Source organism: Brevibacillus sp. FW306-2-1A-C05A (genome assembly GCF_058781555.1).
In genome coordinates this window covers 1-16,192 of sequence record NZ_JBYSWV010000017.1, presented here as the reverse complement: position 1 = coordinate 16,192, position 16,192 = coordinate 1, and the positions used below count along the sequence as shown (strand labels likewise).

Annotated in this window: 16 protein-coding genes and 2 tRNA genes; 3 read left to right on the top strand and 15 right to left on the bottom strand. The window is 54.8% G+C overall.

Translation table 11 applies throughout. The annotated features are described in order from the left end of the window. Positions 1-36: 36 nt before the first annotated feature. Together pyc and fliD are read left to right on the top strand one after the other, a co-directional pair. Positions 37-3,483 (top strand): pyruvate carboxylase, encoded by a 3,447-nt coding sequence (gene pyc, locus AC3WJN_RS12340; RefSeq protein ID WP_007784636.1) that lies wholly within the window; start codon positions 37-39, stop codon positions 3,481-3,483. Between the two features lie 73 nt (positions 3,484-3,556). Next, positions 3,557-4,807, top strand: a complete 1,251-nt coding sequence (gene fliD, locus AC3WJN_RS12335; RefSeq protein ID WP_005835439.1) for a flagellar filament capping protein FliD — start codon at positions 3,557-3,559, stop codon at positions 4,805-4,807. A 69-nt stretch (positions 4,808-4,876) separates the two neighbouring features. Here the strand turns inward: fliD and ytfJ are convergent, their stop codons facing one another. From ytfJ to AC3WJN_RS12270, 13 genes are all read right to left on the bottom strand, one after another. Beyond that, the gene (gene ytfJ, locus AC3WJN_RS12330; RefSeq protein ID WP_005835438.1) at positions 4,877-5,335 is read right to left on the bottom strand and encodes a GerW family sporulation protein; all 459 of its coding nucleotides are present in this window, start codon (positions 5,333-5,335) and stop codon (positions 4,877-4,879) included. A gap of 116 nt (positions 5,336-5,451) precedes the next feature. Further along, the gene (locus AC3WJN_RS12325) at positions 5,452-6,117 is read right to left on the bottom strand and encodes a DUF2953 domain-containing protein (RefSeq protein ID WP_007784639.1); all 666 of its coding nucleotides are present in this window, start codon (positions 6,115-6,117) and stop codon (positions 5,452-5,454) included. A gap of 66 nt (positions 6,118-6,183) precedes the next feature. Next, positions 6,184-7,155, bottom strand: coding sequence for an S-layer homology domain-containing protein (locus AC3WJN_RS12320; RefSeq protein ID WP_007784641.1), 972 nt, complete (start codon positions 7,153-7,155; stop codon positions 6,184-6,186). A 217-nt stretch (positions 7,156-7,372) separates the two neighbouring features. Next, on the bottom strand, positions 7,373-8,020 hold the full coding sequence (gene sleB, locus AC3WJN_RS12315) for a spore cortex-lytic enzyme (protein WP_025848941.1): 648 nt from the start codon (positions 8,018-8,020) through the stop codon (positions 7,373-7,375). Positions 8,021-8,121: 101 nt separating this feature from the next. Then, positions 8,122-8,472, bottom strand: coding sequence for a stage V sporulation protein AE (gene spoVAE / locus AC3WJN_RS12310; protein WP_005835433.1), 351 nt, complete (start codon positions 8,470-8,472; stop codon positions 8,122-8,124). A 16-nt stretch (positions 8,473-8,488) separates the two neighbouring features. Then, positions 8,489-9,493: a stage V sporulation protein AD gene (gene spoVAD / locus AC3WJN_RS12305; protein WP_492329274.1), complete on the bottom strand. Its 1,005-nt coding sequence runs from the start codon at positions 9,491-9,493 to the stop codon at positions 8,489-8,491. Between the two features lie 3 nt (positions 9,494-9,496). Next, complete coding sequence (spoVAC, locus tag AC3WJN_RS12300; RefSeq protein WP_005835430.1) at positions 9,497-9,970, bottom strand: stage V sporulation protein AC; 474 nt, start codon at positions 9,968-9,970, stop codon at positions 9,497-9,499. A gap of 18 nt (positions 9,971-9,988) precedes the next feature. Continuing rightward, entirely contained in the window at positions 9,989-10,849 is an 861-nt protein-coding gene (locus tag AC3WJN_RS12295) for a DUF421 domain-containing protein (protein WP_197187543.1), read from the bottom strand. Between the two features lie 70 nt (positions 10,850-10,919). Continuing rightward, the gene (locus tag AC3WJN_RS12290) at positions 10,920-11,126 is read right to left on the bottom strand and encodes a DUF1657 domain-containing protein (RefSeq protein ID WP_005835427.1); all 207 of its coding nucleotides are present in this window, start codon (positions 11,124-11,126) and stop codon (positions 10,920-10,922) included. A 155-nt stretch (positions 11,127-11,281) separates the two neighbouring features. After that, positions 11,282-11,485 (bottom strand): alpha/beta-type small acid-soluble spore protein, encoded by a 204-nt coding sequence (locus AC3WJN_RS12285; RefSeq protein ID WP_005830919.1) that lies wholly within the window; start codon positions 11,483-11,485, stop codon positions 11,282-11,284. A 54-nt stretch (positions 11,486-11,539) separates the two neighbouring features. Continuing rightward, positions 11,540-12,694: an MGDG synthase family glycosyltransferase gene (locus AC3WJN_RS12280; RefSeq protein ID WP_005830917.1), complete on the bottom strand. Its 1,155-nt coding sequence runs from the start codon at positions 12,692-12,694 to the stop codon at positions 11,540-11,542. Further along, positions 12,694-13,275, bottom strand: coding sequence for a YkoP family protein (locus tag AC3WJN_RS12275; RefSeq protein WP_005830916.1), 582 nt, complete (start codon positions 13,273-13,275; stop codon positions 12,694-12,696). The genes AC3WJN_RS12280 and AC3WJN_RS12275 overlap by 1 nt, the downstream gene beginning before the upstream one ends. A gap of 74 nt (positions 13,276-13,349) precedes the next feature. After that, on the bottom strand, positions 13,350-14,000 hold the full coding sequence (locus AC3WJN_RS12270; RefSeq protein ID WP_005830914.1) for a TerC family protein: 651 nt from the start codon (positions 13,998-14,000) through the stop codon (positions 13,350-13,352). Positions 14,001-14,216: 216 nt separating this feature from the next. Between AC3WJN_RS12270 and AC3WJN_RS12265 the strand changes: the two genes are divergently transcribed. Continuing rightward, positions 14,217-15,386: a sensor histidine kinase gene (locus AC3WJN_RS12265; RefSeq protein ID WP_221843266.1), complete on the top strand. Its 1,170-nt coding sequence runs from the start codon at positions 14,217-14,219 to the stop codon at positions 15,384-15,386. 527 nt (positions 15,387-15,913) lie between these two features. Here the strand turns inward: AC3WJN_RS12265 and AC3WJN_RS12260 are convergent. Next, positions 15,914-15,987, bottom strand: a tRNA-Gly gene (locus AC3WJN_RS12260). A gap of 12 nt (positions 15,988-15,999) precedes the next feature. Next, a tRNA-Leu gene (locus AC3WJN_RS12255) sits at positions 16,000-16,087 on the bottom strand. Positions 16,088-16,192: the final 105 nt, after the last annotated feature.

The following is a 16,192-nucleotide window of genomic DNA, read 5'->3' as shown; positions in this document are numbered from 1 at the left end:
TTCATGTCTCGTCATGAGACGGAGGGGGAGAGAAATTTGGCAAAGAGAAAGATCAATCGGTTACTGGTAGCAAACCGCGGCGAGATCGCGATCCGCATCTTCCGCGCTGCCACTGAGCTCGGCATTCGCACTGTCGCGATTTACTCCGAGCAAGACAACGTCTCGATTCATCGTTTCAAAGCGGACGAGTCCTACCTCGTCGGTGCCGGAAAAGGCCCGATTGAAGCCTATCTGGATATCGACAGCATCATCGAGATCGCCAAGCGCAACGATATCGATGCGATCCACCCAGGGTATGGCTTCCTCGCCGAAAATGCCGATTTCGCCAAGCGCTGCCAGGAGGAAGGGATCATTTTCATCGGACCTTCTCCTGAACTGATTGAAAAATTCGGTGACAAGGTAGAAGCGCGCAAGCTTGCCATCGAAGCGCAAATTCCGGTCATTCCAGGGACGCCGGAGCCGATCGAATCGCTGCAGGAAGCTCTTCTGTTTGCCAAAGAGTACGGCTATCCGATCATCATCAAAGGGGTTTCCGGCGGCGGCGGCCGCGGCATGCGCATCGTGCGCAGCCAGGACGAGCTGCAGGAGTCGCTTGATCGCGCCCGATCCGAAGCACGTTCATCGTTTGGCAACGCCAAAGTGTATTTGGAGCGCTATCTGGAACAGCCCAAACATATCGAAGTGCAAATACTGGGCGACAACCACGGCAACATCGTGCATTTGTACGAGCGCGACTGCTCCGTCCAAAGACGCCACCAAAAAGTCGTGGAAGTGGCGCCAAGCCTTTCTCTTGACGACAACCTGCGGGAAGAAATTTGCCAGGCCGCTCTCACCCTCATGAAAAAAGCTGGCTACTCCAACGCGGGGACGGTCGAGTTTTTGCTCACGCCGGACAAGCGCTTTTACTTCATTGAAGTCAATCCGCGCATTCAGGTGGAGCATACGATTACCGAGCTGATTACCGGCATCGACATCGTGCAGTCGCAAATCCGCGTCGCGGAAGGACACGCCCTCTCCGATCCGGAAATCGGGATCGCCTCGCAGTCCCAGATTCAAATGAGCGGCTATGCGATCCAGTGTCGCGTAACGACCGAAGATGCGGAAAACAACTTCCTGCCCGATGCTGGCCGCCTGTCAGCCTGGCGCTCCGGCGGTGGCTTCGGCGTCCGTCTCGACGGCGGAAACGGCTATCCCGGCGCGATCATCACACCGTTTTACGATTCGCTTTTGGTCAAAATCTCCACGTACGGAACCAGCTTTGACCAGGCCGCGCGCAAAATGCTTCGAACGCTGCGCGAATTCCGCATCCGCGGTGTGAAAACCAACCTGCCTTTCCTGGAGAACGTCGTGACGCATCCTGATTTCCTCAGCGGGAACTACGACACCTCCTTCATTGATACAAAGCCGGAGCTGTTCGTGTTCCCCGGTCGTCAGGACAGGGGTTCGAAACTACTATCGTACATCGGCAACACGATTGTCAACGGCTATCCGGGCATGGCAAAGCCGGACAAAAAGCCGCACTTTGACACTCCGCGCATTCCGCGCACGCCGTTTGCCCAGCCGTATCCGGACGGCACGAAGCAAATTTTGGACAAGGAAGGCGCCGCTGGCCTCGTCCGCTGGATTCAGGAGCAAAAGCAGGTGCTCGTGACCGACACGACATTCCGCGATGCTCACCAGTCTTTGTTTGCCACACGCGTGCGCACCTACGACCTCGCCTCGATTGCCGAAGCGACAGGCAAGCTCGGCGCGGGACTTTTCTCCCTGGAGATGTGGGGCGGCGCCACGTTTGACACGTCCATGCGCTTCTTGCAGGAATCGCCGTGGGAGCGGCTGCAAATTTTGCGCGAGCGCATCCCGAACGTCCTGTTCCAGATGCTTTTGCGCGGGGCGAACGCAGTCGGCTACACGAACTACCCGGACAACGTCATTCAGGCGTTTGTCAAAGCTTCTGCGGAAAACGGCATCGACGTCTTCCGGATCTTCGACAGCCTGAACTGGCTGCCGGGCATGCAGACAGCGATTGATGCGGTGCGCGAAACAGGCAAAGTGGCCGAAGCGGCGATTTGCTACACGGGCGACATTTTGGACCCGACCAAAACGAAATACACCCTGTCCTACTACGTCAACCTGGCAAAAGAGCTGGAAAAAGCCGGGGCGCACATCCTCGCCATCAAAGACATGGCGGGCCTTTTAAAACCTTACGCTGCCTATGAGCTCGTCTCGGCCTTGAAGCAGGAAATCGGCATTCCGATCCACCTGCACACGCACGATACGTCCGGCAACGGCGCGGCGATGCTGCTCAAAGCAGTCGAAGCAGGAGTCGATATCGTCGACGCGTGCGTCAGCTCCATGTCCGGCCTGACCTCGCAACCGAGCCTGAACGGCTTGATCGCGAGCCTCGCCCACACCGAGCGCGATACGGGCCTGTCGCTTGAGTCGTTCAACAAGCTGTCCGATTACTGGGAGGACGTCCGCCCGTACTACCAAGGCTTCGAGAGCGGCATGAAGGCCAGCAACACAGAAGTGTACGTCCACGAAATGCCGGGCGGCCAGTACACCAACCTGGAACAGCAGGCTAAAGCGGTCGGTCTGGAAGGTCGCTGGGACGAGGTGAAGCGCATGTACGCTGTCGTCAACCAGATGTGCGGCGACATCGTGAAGGTCACCCCTTCCTCCAAGGTCGTCGGCGACCTGGCCCTGTTCATGGTGCAAAATAACCTGAACGAAGAAAACATTTGGGAAAAAGGCGAACGCCTCGACTTCCCGGACTCTGTCATCCAGTTTTTCCAAGGCTACCTGGGCCAACCGCCAGGCGGCTTCCCGAAACGTTTGCAACAGCTCGTGCTGAAAGGCCGCGACGCTTTCACCGCTCGCCCTGGCGAACTGCTGGCGCCGATTGATTTTAACGAGGTCGCTGCTGAGCTGGTGGAAAAAATCGGACGCGAGCCGAGCGAGCTGGATGTGCTGTCGTACATCATGTACCCGCAAGTGTACCTGCAATATGACCAGCGCCTGAAAGAATACGGCGACCTGTCCGTCCTGAACACCCCTACGTTCTTCTACGGGCTGCGTCCAGGCGAAGAGACGGCGATTACGATTGAGCGCGGGAAAACGTTGATTATCAAGCTGGTTGCCGTCGGCGAACTGCATCCGGACGGCCGCCGCATCATTTACTTCGAGCTGAACGGACAGCCGCGGGAAATTTTCGTCCGCGACCAGTCGGCCAAAGTCTCGGAGACGATCCGGCGCAAGGCTGATCCGCAAAACTCCGCTCACCTGGGCGCCTCGATGCCGGGCAAAGTGTTGAAAGTGCTCGTGTCCGAAGGGGACAAGGTACGCAAAGGCGAACACCTCCTCGTCAGCGAAGCGATGAAGATGGAGACGACCATCCAGGCGCCGCAGGACGGAAAAGTCAAGGCCGTTTACGTCAAAGCGGGCGAAGCGATCGAAACTGGCGATCTGCTCATTGAAATGGAGTAGGCATCGTCTATAATGGAAAGTAGCAGACGATGATTTCCATCGTATTCCAATTGTTCGCAAGGAGGCGATCGACTTGAAATTGGATCGGGTCAGCCATATTCCGTATAGCCAGCGAGTCGGCCGCTACCATTTCCAGATGGTTCAGGCGAAGCTCGGCGCACCTGTCGAACCGATTTTTGGCTATAGCCTGCAGCCATACTACACCCGACAGCAACAGTGGATGGCTGATCTCTCCGATTCCTTGTCCCGCCTGTACCGCTTTTTTGCTGACCTGGACAACGCTGCGCGCGAGTTTGATCCGTCTCGGCCAAACAGCGCGATCAACCAGCGAGCTGTCGCCTCCTCTGCTCCCGAAGCGGCAGCCGTCCAGGCAGATTCGCAAGCAGCGAGCGGCACGCACCGTTTGCGCATCGTCTCGCTGGCGAGCGGACAGTCCCATACAAGCAAAGCGTTGCCGGGCGACGCTCCTACCGTCGTCTTGGAAGGCCCGCAGCAATTTGTCCTGCGCATGGGCGAGCAAGAGGAGCTGTTTTCCTACGATTCGCAAGCCAGCGACTCTCACGCGGACAGCCTCCGCTCCATTGCGGAAGCGCTGCGGGGCAGTTCCCTTGGCCTCGACGCCCGGATCGTCTCCGAAGGCCAGTCCATCGCCTTGACGGTATCGTCGCGGCAGAGCGGAGCCGCCGCGGCTTTTGAACTGTGGGATGTGACGGGAAATACCGTTCGCTCGCTTGGGCTGGACCGCGTCACGCAAAAAGCATCAGACGCTGTCTACTTGTGGGATGGCGTGCAGCACACAAGCCCGTCCAATCGCGTAACGCTCTCGGACGGTGCGGTGCAGCTTTCCTTGCGCCAAGCGGGGGAAAACGAGATTGCCATCACCATCTCGCCCGACATGGAGCAACTGCTGCGGCACACCCGCACGCTGGTCAACGGCTACAACCGCCTGCATGCGTTTTTGGCGGAGCAGTCTCCTGTACTCGCGACACAAAAGCTCGACACGTTCACGCGGATGGCGCAAGCATCCGGCGGAGCGCTCGGCAACTATGGGCTTCGCGTACAGTCGGATGGGCAGATCGCCCTGGATGAGTCGGCCTGGCGTGCGGCGGTGTCCGCGAACTTTCCCGGGTTTGCCAAGGAAATGGCGGGCCTGTCCCGCTCTTTTCGCGAGGAAGTCATTCGGGTGCAAAGCAAGCCGTTTGCCTCGTTCTCCCGCTCGTATGAAGCGGCGACGTCGGCCAATCCGTACGAACAGACGACAGCCTCTGGCATGCAGTTCCGCTTTGCCACGCGAACTGGCTTGTTTTTCAATCAATTGTGGTAAAGGCTTGCGAGCCACGCCAATAAAAAACAGGTATGCCCTGGCCATAGGCCGCATACCTGTTTTATTTTCTTATCCCCGGTCTATCAGCTCTTCCAAGTCGTGCTCGTCTACTCTCACCCTTACCGGCTGGGTATGAACAGGTGGTTCCTCCTGCTTTTTAAACAGCGACTGCATCTTGTCCACAAACTGCGGGACCGAATCGAGAATCCGGTCGTACAGATGTGTCGTATTTTCAAGCGGTATGGAGCGGATTCCTTGTTTTCCGACCACTAAAAAGGCAACCGGAGTAATCGAGACGCCGCCCCCGCTACCGCCGCCAAAAGGGTGGCCTGCGATTCCCTGGTGATGCTGGTCGTACTGAAACTCGCTTCCCCCTGCCGCAAAGCCAAATCCTACCTTGGAGATCGGGAGAATCACGCTGCCGTCAGGTGTCTCGACCGGATCGCCAATGATCGTGTTGACGTCGACCATTTGCTTGATGTTTTCCATCGCTGTACGCATTAAGCCCTGAATGGGGTGGTCTGCCATAATAAGCTGCTCCTCCTTCCTGTATGTCTCATCTGTTAACATTCCCCCAACGATTTCAGAGCATGTACTGCTGGCTTTCGTTATTATGCTGAACCTATGAGCAGACTTCTGCTTTTTTACGCCTGCGATGGCGTCGTTTGCCATTTGCGCTGGTTGCTTCTTCTGATCCGCAGCGCAATTTTCAATAAGGACAAAAGAAAATGACCCAAATAAAAATGAAAGACGCAGCGAAACGTCGTCTGGATGACGGCTGCGTTCCAGACTGGCTGGACGCTCATCGCCGGCATCGCCCGCAGCGAGATGGAATGCGACAGGACGCCGACAATCACGCTTTTGACGCCCCAGATGATCCCGGTCAGTGCCCCGGTCTCAGCCGCCTGCCCAGTGCCCAAAAGCGTATGCCACTCCAGCTTGGTGCAGTGAATCTGCTTGCACAAGTCTTTGATGAGCGGCAACAAATCCCGCACCCGATCGACAAGCTCCCGGTAGTTGTGATACAACTCTTTCACTTGCCTGCGGGTAAAGTCTTTGACCTTCTCCTGTATTTTGCTTCCTTGCTGGATCGTGTCCACCTGCGCTACCAACTCCTGGCCGGCAGGAGACACCTTGAACAGCAGCATCGGGATCTCGTATTTTCGGGAAAACAAGCCGTGCCATACCGTAATCTCGACTTCTAGCTGGTCGTCTTCCTCTTTTCGACTGTAGTAACAAGTGATTTTCACTGGCGTGACGGCAAGCAGCGCCAGCAAGGCAAACAATCCGGCAAATACCCAGCCCCACAAAAAAATCCCCTCTTTCCACCGTTAGTATGAGTGGAAAGAGCAGGAAATATGTTCGAAAACTTAGCGTTAATCCAGCACGTACACTTTCACGCCTTGCTTCATGCCGTAGCTGCGGGCTTGCTGCAAGGTCGGCAAATACAGGTCGACATGGCGCTGTTTGACTGCGCCGCCGATGTCGGCCGCGACCGCATAGCCGTAGCCGTCGATATACAGATGGCTTCCCAGCGGAATGACGGACGGATCGACAGCGACGACACCCTCGCGCAGCGGATACTCCAGGTACGAGAGGATCGGCTGGTTCGGATTGCTGTACGCGGTCGTCTGGACGGTCAGCGCTTGCTTGTAAGCGGTTCCGTTAAAAAGCTGCTGCGAACTTTTCGCGGCCTCGCTTTTGACCAGGTGCAGCGCCGCATACGTGGCTGCTTCCGCTCTCGTCATCGCGTTTTTCGGCTTCAAGGTACCGTCTGCATACGGGCTGACCAAGCCTTTTTCCAGCGCGTAAACGAATGCCCGCTGGTAGCTCTTGCCCACGCTTTGCCCATCGGGATACTTGGCCAGTGTCTGGATCGTCGTCGACCATTTCACCTGGTTGACGGCACCGCTTTCGCCCTTGGAGCGAAGCAAAATGGACACAAGCTCTTCTCTGGTGACAAGCTCATCAGCCTGCAAAAACAATTGGCTTCCTTGCTTCGTTCCGTGGACGATCCCGAGCCGATAAGCTGTTTCCGCAAAAGGAGCCATCCAACTGCTTGCAGGTATGTCGGCAAACGGCGACTGACTTGTCGTACCCGGCGCAATGCCCTTTGCTTTCACAAACATCGTCACCAGCTCGCCGCGAGTGACAGGATCGTCCGGGCGGAACGACTCGGCGTTGCCAACAGCCCCTGCTATGTAAAGTTTTTCAATTTCTTTTTTGGCCCAATGGTCGGCAATGTCTGTATAAGGTGTCGCATTCGTCTCGTTTGTCTTTGCCTCTGCGACTGGCGTGCCGATGACCAGCAAGGCTGCCAGCGAGGCCAGGATCAGTTGTTTCCTCATCATCATCCTCCAAAAAAGCGATTTGCAATCCTTTCGTTTCATTTTATCGAAACATTTCGGGAACACAATGTACAATTGTTCCCAATGGCCGCTTGGACAGAAAAATAGCGCTTTGGGCCGGGCAGCCCCGTACACCGGACCCGTTTGCCTTCGTGAAAAAAGGCCCCTGATCGGCGCATGGTGCGCCAAAATCAAGAGCCTTTTGTTCCGCGCTGCGTTATTTGGCGAAAATATGCTTGCCGATCTTCACGACTTGCGGACGAGACCAGATCCATTTGGAGGTGGCGGTCGATGGATTGAAGTAATAGAGCGCACCATTGGTTGGGTCCCAGCCTCTTACTGCTTCCCATGCGGCCCGGTAGGCCGTCTTGTTGGGGCTCAACCAGTACTGTCCATCAATGACCGCCGTAAACGCGTACGGCTCGAAAATGACTCCCTTGAGCGTGTTCGGAAAGTCTTTGGACTTCAGACGGTTCAGGGCTACCGCCGCGACGGCCACCTGCCCGGTAAAGCTTTCTCCCCGTGCTTCTGAATAGACCAACTGGGCGAGCATTTGCATCTCGTTTCGATTGACCGATACTTTTTTTAACGCCCGCCATGTATTTGTACCAGCGACGCCATCGACTGGCAGTCCGTATGCTTTTTGAAACTTTTTGACTGCCTGGACGGTGTTCGCTCCGTAGCTGCCATCCAGCCGGTCCGTATAATACCCCAACAGTTGCAGACGATACTGCAAATCCCACACATCCCCGCTCTCGCTGCCTCGCTTCAAGAGCGGCGCAGCAAAAGATTCAGCAGGGCAAACAAACGCGACGGCAAGCATCGCCGCGAGCAGGGTCGTCAATGTTTTTTTCATCCATGACATGAACATCCCCTCCTTACGCCACCATTCTACTAGCTGGCGAAAGTAGGTTCAATTCAAGCATTTTGGCAGCACAGGTAACATATGACGCGCTTTTTCCTCTTTTAGCCTTTTGGCCGGAAGATCAGGGCCATGAAAAAGCCAAAGACGATCGCCGCCGATATGCCTGCGCTGGTCACTTCAAAAATGCCGGTCACAATGCCGATCAGCCCGTGCTGCTCTGCTTCGGCCATCGCGCCGTGGACGAGGGCATTGCCGAAGCTGGTGATGGGAACGGTAGCGCCTGCCCCGGCAAACTGGACGAGCGGCTCATACAGCCCGAAGCCGTCCAGCACCGCCCCGGCGACCACCAGAGATGACATCGTATGCGCCGGTGTCAGCTTGACGACATCCATGAGAAACTGGCCGATCACACAAATGATTCCCCCTACGAGAAACGCCCATAAAAACGTCATGCTATCACTCTCCAGGTCACTCGGACTCGATGGCCACGGCGTGTGCGACACAAGGGATGCTCTCCCCTTGCTGATACGAGATGGGCGATAGCAGCGCGCCTGTCGCCACCACCAGCATCCGCTTCCATTCGCCTGCGCTCATCCTCCGTAGCAGGTGGCCATATGTAACGGTCGCAACGCAGCCGCAGCCGCTCCCTCCGGACCAGACATTCGGGTTGTCTCCATAGATGAGCTTCCCGCAATCAATGTAGCGCTGCAGCGGCACCATCACGTTATGTTTAGGCAATAGTTCCGACAAAATCGCATGCCCCACTTTCCCCAAGTCTCCCGTTACCACCAGGTCGTAGTGGTCGTGCGGGAGCTGGAAGTCGCGAAAATGCGTTTCGATCGTCGACAGCGCAGCCGGAGCCATCGCCGCCCCCATGTTGAACGGATCGGTCATCCCCATGTCCACGACTCGGCCAATCGTGGCGCCTGCTATGCGCAAGCCTTTACCTTTGTTGCCGACGACCGCTGCTCCTGCTCCCGTAACCGTCCACTGGGCGGTCGGCGGCTTCTGGGAGCCGTACTCCGTCGGATAGCGATACTGCTTTTCCGCCGCCCCGTTATGGCTCGATGTCGCTGCAAGCACATAGTCCGCCGCCTGGCTGTCCACGAGTTGCGCTGCCAGTGCCAGACCTTCCATGGCAGTTGAACACGCCCCGAAAATGCCGAGAAAAGGAATCGCCAGCGTACGTGCGGAAAAGCTGGCGGAAATAATCTGGTTCATCAAATCGCCTGCGAGAAAAAAGTTGACCTGCTCCTTCCTCAGCCCCGCTTTTTCGATGGCTTTCGAGCACGCTTCCTCCAGCAGCACTTTTTCCGCCTTTTCCCAGCTATCCTGCCCGATCATCAAATCTCCGTGCAGCGTATCGAAGTCCTCTGCCAGCGGTCCCTGCGCCTCGAACGGCCCGCCGATGGCTGCGTGGCCGAGAATAACCGGTTTCGAGGGAAACACCCACGACTGATGGCCCTGGCGCATGCGTCACCCTCCCATCGTAAACAACGTTTTTAACAGACCGATGATGAAAGCGGCAACAACCCCAAACACAATGACAGAGCCTGCGAGCTTGAACATATTGCCGCCGACGCCAAGCACCAGCCCTTCGCTTCTATGCTCGATGGCGGCTGAGGTAATCGAGTTGGCAAAGCCCGTCACCGGAACACTCGTCCCCGCCCCTGCCCATTGTGCAATCCGGTCGTAAACGCCCAGCCCTGTGAGCAGCGCCGAAAGCAGGATCAGGACAGCGACTGTCGGATTTCCGGCCGTTTTCTCGGTAAAGTCAAAGTATCGGATGAACAGCTCTGTAATCCCCTGGCCAATCAGGCAGATGAGGCCCCCCACGAAAAAGGCGCGGATGAAGTTGCGCACGAGCGGACGCTTAGGCTCATGGCGCATCGCCAACTGCTGATACTCTTGCTGCACGGGGGTCAGATTCTTCTTTTTTTGATCCGCCACTTTTCTCTCACTCCTTTTTTACCGTATCAAAAACGGCTTCAATTGGTCGATGACTTGCTGCAATTGCTCCGCGTCACGCTGATAAGTCTGTTTGGCCTCTTCGCTTTTCGTCGCAAGGGCAAACAGCTCCAGATCGGCCTGGCATTTTTTCAGTGTCGCAAACGTCAGCTTCATCGCTTGCGGGGCGGGCACCTGAATTTTGTCGTCATACAAATCGAGGTACAGCTCGCCGCCTTTGTCGACCTGGCCGAGAAACACGTTCTCCAGCGCCACGCCCGCTTTTTGCAATTGCGTGCGCACCCAACGGCGATTGTAGCCCGCTGTCGCCAACGGCTCGTCCATGATGACGCCATCCATAATGACGACCTGGTTTTCTTCTGCCGGCGACACGGTCAATTCCAACTGCTGCGGCGTCACGGGTTGGTTCTCGGACTTCAAGAGCACGCTCAGTTCCCCGTTTGTCTCCATCAGGGCGAACTCCACGTCCGCTACCCGGAACACGTTTTTGATTCGCAGTTGCTCCAGCAAATCTTCCGCCGTGAGACGTTCCTTTTTCAGATTGTCCTCCAAAATTTTCCCTTCTTTAATAAGAACGGTCGACTTGCCCTCGAAAAAGTCGCGCAGCACCTTGCTTTTGAGCGTCAGCCATTCCATCAGGACAGGGACAATCGCAAAAACACCCATGGCAATCAGACTGTGAACAATCGGTCCGTCCATCTCCGTCGCCATGAAGGCAGCGATGGAGCCGATCGTAATGCCGACGATGTATTCAATGAGCGAAAGCTGCTTGATTTGCCGCTTTCCAATGATTTTCGTCAGAATAAACAAGTATGCCAGCGCTCCCAGCGAGCGTAGCAAAATATTGAACCAGTCAGGCATGCTCCACCTCCGTCAGCCCTTAAAAGAAAAGCCAAGAGAGAGGGAGTCCCTCTCCCTCATTCACAGCAGGCTAGAAGCCTTTGTACTGTGGCTCTTCGTTCTCCAACTCTGTCACGCGTTGCTGCAGGTTGTTCACAATCGTTTGGGTTTGCTCGGCAGCTTCTGTGTACAGTTGCTTCGCTTGCTTGTTTTGCGTGCTAAGCGCGAACGACTCCAAATCTGCCTGCGCACCCTTCAGGCTGGCAAGCGCCTGTTTTACTTGTGCTCCAACTGTCATAATCCTTTCACCTCCCAACACCTATAGAATTAGCCTCTCACGCTGAAAATATGCGGTCGAGTTTGCCGTTTTTTCTGTAACTTGTTTCCAAATAATTCTATATGCATGAAAAAGGAAAGACACCCGCAGGTGCCTTCCCTCATCCAGCTATGCAATTAGCCACGGCCAGCCAATTGTTGTTCAGCGAAGGCAACAAGACGTTTTGTGATCTCGCCACCCACTGAACCGTTTTGACGGGAAGTGGTGTCCGGACCAAGCTGAACGCCGAATTCAGAAGCGATTTCATACTTCATTTGGTCCAGCGCTTGGTTTGCTTGAGGAACCACCAGATTGTTGCTAGAGCGGTTGTTGTTAGCCATCTGTAATCACCTCCTCGTCGTTGGTAGGTTTAATATGTGTGAAGTTTTCGTTGTTCATTCGCCTTTTTCATTTCCAAATTTAGACTCCAGTTGAAAAAGCAGCTCAGCGATATGGGTAGCCGCTGCCGGACGCCTTAGCTTGTCCATCTGCCGGGCGATCCTATCCTTTTGATCGGAGTGGCGCCAGCGCCTGATAATCTCCCGGATTTCCTGCGGCGTACTCGCCAGCACGGCTGCGTTTTGCTGCGTGAGAAAAGCGCTGTTATGCCTTTCCTGACCGGGCAGCGGCTGGTACAGGATCAGCGGCGTCCGCAAAGCGAGCGACTCCGCGCACGTAATGCCTCCGGGCTTGGTCACGTACACGTCTGCCGCGCCAATCCACTGCCACATGCAGTCTTCAAAGCCTTTGACGACAAGCTGGTGCCGCTGGCCGCTGTGCGCTTGCTCTGCCTCCAACTGCTTTTTTAGGCGGGCATTTTTTCCGGTTAGCGCGACGACCTGCAGCGGCTCCTCCTCTGTGAGCAAAGCGCGAATGACTTCTTCCATCTGACCGTAGCCGCCCTCGCCTCCGCCGATCAGCACCGTAAAGCGCTCCGGAGCAATTCCCAGCCGCTTTTTCCACTCGTGCCTGGCCGTCTTCTCTGCCAGGCTGAACGCATGGCGGATCGGAATGCCGCAGACGTGAATTTTTTCCGGGCGGATCTGGTAGCGCCGTTGCAGCCGCTCTGCCATCTGCTCATGCGCTACCATATAAGCGTCGATCTGCGGATCTACCCAAAAGCGGTTAATGTGAAAATCAGTCGGCACACTGACCAACCGAAACGGCTTGTCCGCCTTTTTCTTCGCATAGGCAAGCGCCGACAGGCAGTAGGCATGCGTCGCAATTACGACGTCCGGCTGTTCCGCCTGCAGCACCCGCCGAAGCAGTCGCGTCGAGAGCCACCAGCCAAGCGGCTTGGACAGCGACTTTCCCCACATCTCATCCTGTTCGTACATGCTGTGCCAGATGGGCTTGGCGTATTTGAGCATGTTGAAATAAAAAAAACGGGACAGCACGCGCAAACCCGGGCTGGCTGTCTGTAAGCCTCCGATCACCCGGGCTGATTCCGCACCGTCCATTTTTTGCAAAACCTCCTGAAGCGCCTCTGCCGCTACCCGATGCCCACTGCCTGCCCATTCCTCGGTGACCAGTAAAAAACGTTTGGCCATCAAAGCGTATCTCCTGTCGACGCGCCTTGTCCGTAACGCGCAAGCAACAACTCCTTGGACATGTAGACCCGTTTTAGCGGCATGTCGTGCTTCCACGTCTGCACCCGTCTTTTGCCGTTGGGATGAACCAGCCTGAGCATGAGCCGCAAGTACCAACGCTTGTAGCGGAAAAACCAGTTCATCGGCACGTCCGAGATGGAAAAGCCCAGCGGGGCGACTCCTTTGTGCAGCATGGTTGTGCCTACGATTCCTTTGATTTGCTCCCGCTCCTCCATCGCTTCCAGAAAGGCGGCCAACCTGGGCAGCGACTGCAAAATATGCCTGCGCAACAGCAAGGCGACCCGCAGCTCGTCCTGCACTCCCCGGCAGAGCGTAGCAAAGTAATAGTTGTGAATATGTATTTTCAAAATCAGATCGCCGTCATGAATGGTCCGCTCGTCTGACGTGCGTAATGTCTCCCCCCGATAACGCAAGGGAACGACCCGGAAGATGTTGTTCCCTTTTTCGATGTAGGTAAGTCTGGTGCACCGTTGGTAGATTTCATCCCAGTATCCCCATAGCATCAAGAGATTTGTGTTCATGTGCAACGGTTCCTTTCCAGCGATGTTTACTTTGTTTGTAGTATTCCCCAGTATCGCTTCCTTTCATTACCTCTTCAGGCCCTTTTCATCCGTCCCCACAGCATGATCGCTGCCGAGGCAATGGCCGGGAGCCACATGTGGTTAAGCATCAGCGGATTGATCCATTTCCACACGTACGGGTCTTCGAGACACATGTCCACCGCTGTAAAGGCCAACACCCCGCCGCCGAGAATGACCAGGCCTGGAAAACGGTTCATAAGCCTGGCGACCCATGTGCTTCCCCACATTAACAGCGGAATGCTCATTCCCAGTCCAAGCAAAACCAGCCATATATCGCCATGCGCCGCTCCACCAACCGCCAAAACATTATCCAGGCTCATTACAAAATCCGCCAATATAATCGTTCTGACCGCCTGGCCGATTGTCTGATTATGCGCTACCTCTGTCGTTTCCTCCTGGTTGCTCACCATCAGCTTGATGGCAATCCATAAGAGCAGTCCTCCCCCGACCGCCTTGACAAGCGGAATATCTAGCATCCAGGTCGTCACGCCCGTCAACCCGATTCGCAGGACAACAGCCCCGATCGTTCCATACAGGACAGCACGGCTTCGCTCCCGCAGAGGCAAGCCCCGACAAGCCATACCTATGATGACAGCATTGTCGCTGCTCAACACCAGATCAATCATGAAAATATGCACCAGACCCAGCCAAAAATGCTCTCCCATCCCTGCCTCCCTGGTCCATGTAAATGTTTGTCCATTCTACTTTATGCGACTAGAATCGGACTCATGATTGAATATTTTTCCGAATAAAGGCGTATTTCAGCGGATTTTGTCAATAAAAAAATCCCACAAAAAAACATTTTATCGCGAAATCGGGATAATTATACCTTGTCTAATCTTACCCTTTTCCCTTACGATTTTAGTGGGGTGGATAATGCGATGGTGGAGACTGTGACGCTTAATCTATTGAACGTTTCACGGAAAATTTTAGATTTGGCTCCAAGAATTACTACGATATGGTTACAGGAAATTGTTCGCAGTATGGAAATTCCTGTAACCATTCCTCGTGATTTTGCGGAGAAACGAACTGTGCTCTTAGCCCGTTATCTGGTGGAAGACGTAGATCAGGACATGCAGAACTGGGCACTGGATATGGGAGAGTGGCTGCGTTCGCAGGAGTTCCCCTTTTCCTCCATTTTGCGTACGTATCAGTTGTATCGAAATGTCTTTTGGCGCGTGCTTCAGCCTGAACTGCAACAATGGTCCCTCTCTCCGCAGGAGATGCACTATCTGGAGCGACAACTGGGGAAGGCGATGGATGAGAGTGTGTTCTGGGCTGTCTATCATTTCGAGCAGATGATAAACAAGGAGCTCGTGCAAAAGGAAGAAACGATTTCCTACCTGCACAATGACAAACTGACCATGCTGGGGAAAATCGCCGCCAACATGGCGCATGAGCTGCGCAATCCGCTGTGCGCGATTGAAGGCTTTCTCAAGCTGATTAGCGAGTCTACGCAGGAGCAGGCACAACTGCAGACGTACATTCAAGTCGTGATGCATGAATTCGAAAATTTGCACCGGCAAATAACAGGTTTTCTCAGCTTCTCCAAAAAACCGATTTTAGATGAAATTTTCAAAACTGTCCAAGTTGAGCAACTGCTCGCCGAAGTAGAAACGCTCATTACTCCGCGACTGGTAGGAGAAAACATACGCTTTGAAAAACAAGTCCACTCCTGCGCCCTGGCTTGTTATGAGGAAGGCTTAAAGCAGGTCGTCGTCAATCTGTTGAACAATGCGATCGACGCTGTGCAAAATCGAACAGACAAGTACATCCACGTCATTGCCACCGCTTCGGATGGCTGGCTCTATTTGAGCGTGGAAAACAACGGAGAAATGATTCCTCCCGACATTGTCGAGATTTTGTTCCAACCGTTCTTTACGACCAAGCAAAATGGGACAGGCATCGGTCTGTCTATCTGCAAAAACATTATCGACAAACATAATGGCACCATCCATTGTGATTCCAACGAAAATCGTACCCGTTTCGTCGTGTCGCTGCCGATTTTATCGCCAGAAGAAGCAGCCGTCCAGGCAGCGGTATCTACGTGAAAGCATTCATTTTCTCCGCTTCTCCGCGCAAAAAAGCCTCCTGAGATTCAGGAGGCAATGCAAGAGATCCGTTACCTATTCGTTCGGTAAGCGACCTTAGCCTTACTGTACACGAAAACATATGTTTCTACCACTGAAAACGTCAGACAGCTTTCGACATCTGTTTTATGCAGCAGTCTGTCCCTCTATAGATGATGAAAACGTTCGTGCTCTTAAGCCCCGTTTGCGGGCGTTTCCTATTGGGCTTGGGCGAATTAGCGAGCTTGGGGCTGGGCCTATACGCACACGCTTGCACACTCGCTTTCGCGCCCGCGTGCAAAAGGACCTGTGGCAAGGCTGAAGCGATATCGCCGCCTCGTCTCACAGGTCTTTTTCTGTGTGTGCTTCCTCCTTGCTTTTGTTCTTGCGTCGCTTTTGCCTCGGCCAAACGGTTCTGCCCAAGCTTGGCCGCAAGCGCTGTTTCGAGCTGAATCATCTTTTTTATTGCAAAAAAGCAGAGAGCCGATTGGTTCCCTGCTTTTTGTGTATGGAGCGGGTGATGGGAATCGAACCCACGCGACCAGCTTGGAAGGCTGGAGTTCTACCATTGAACTACACCCGCATCTGACTTATATGGTGCCGAGGACCGGACTTGAACCGGTACGGGAGAAACTCCCGACAGATTTTAAGTCTGTTGCGTCTGCCCATTCCGCCACCCCGGCAATTTCGTTACGAATCTTTGGGCAAATCATGGTCGGGAAGACAGGATTCGAACCTGCGACCCCTTGGTCCCAAGCCAAGTACTCTACCAAGCTGAGCTACTTCCC

Coding starts and splice junctions, on each gene's coding strand:
- AC3WJN_RS12280 (WP_005830917.1), bottom strand. CDS start 12,694: ATGGCCAAACGTTTTTTACTGGTCACCGAGGAATGGGCAGGCAGTGGG.
- spoVAD (WP_492329274.1), bottom strand. CDS start 9,493: ATGCGCCAGGGCCATCAGTCGTGGGTGTTTCCCTCGAAACCGGTTATT.
- AC3WJN_RS12290 (WP_005835427.1), bottom strand. CDS start 11,126: ATGACAGTTGGAGCACAAGTAAAACAGGCGCTTGCCAGCCTGAAGGGT.
- AC3WJN_RS12275 (WP_005830916.1), bottom strand. CDS start 13,275: ATGAACACAAATCTCTTGATGCTATGGGGATACTGGGATGAAATCTAC.
- spoVAE (WP_005835433.1), bottom strand. CDS start 8,472: ATGACGTTTTTATGGGCGTTTCTCGTAGGGGGAATCATTTGTGTGATC.
- sleB (WP_025848941.1), bottom strand. CDS start 8,020: ATGTCATGGATGAAAAAAACATTGACGACCCTGCTCGCGGCGATGCTT.
- AC3WJN_RS12265 (WP_221843266.1), top strand. CDS start 14,217: ATGGTGGAGACTGTGACGCTTAATCTATTGAACGTTTCACGGAAAATT.
- AC3WJN_RS12285 (WP_005830919.1), bottom strand. CDS start 11,485: ATGGCTAACAACAACCGCTCTAGCAACAATCTGGTGGTTCCTCAAGCA.
- AC3WJN_RS12320 (WP_007784641.1), bottom strand. CDS start 7,155: ATGAGGAAACAACTGATCCTGGCCTCGCTGGCAGCCTTGCTGGTCATC.
- AC3WJN_RS12270 (WP_005830914.1), bottom strand. CDS start 14,000: ATGGGAGAGCATTTTTGGCTGGGTCTGGTGCATATTTTCATGATTGAT.
- ytfJ (WP_005835438.1), bottom strand. CDS start 5,335: ATGGCAGACCACCCCATTCAGGGCTTAATGCGTACAGCGATGGAAAAC.
- AC3WJN_RS12295 (WP_197187543.1), bottom strand. CDS start 10,849: ATGCCTGACTGGTTCAATATTTTGCTACGCTCGCTGGGAGCGCTGGCA.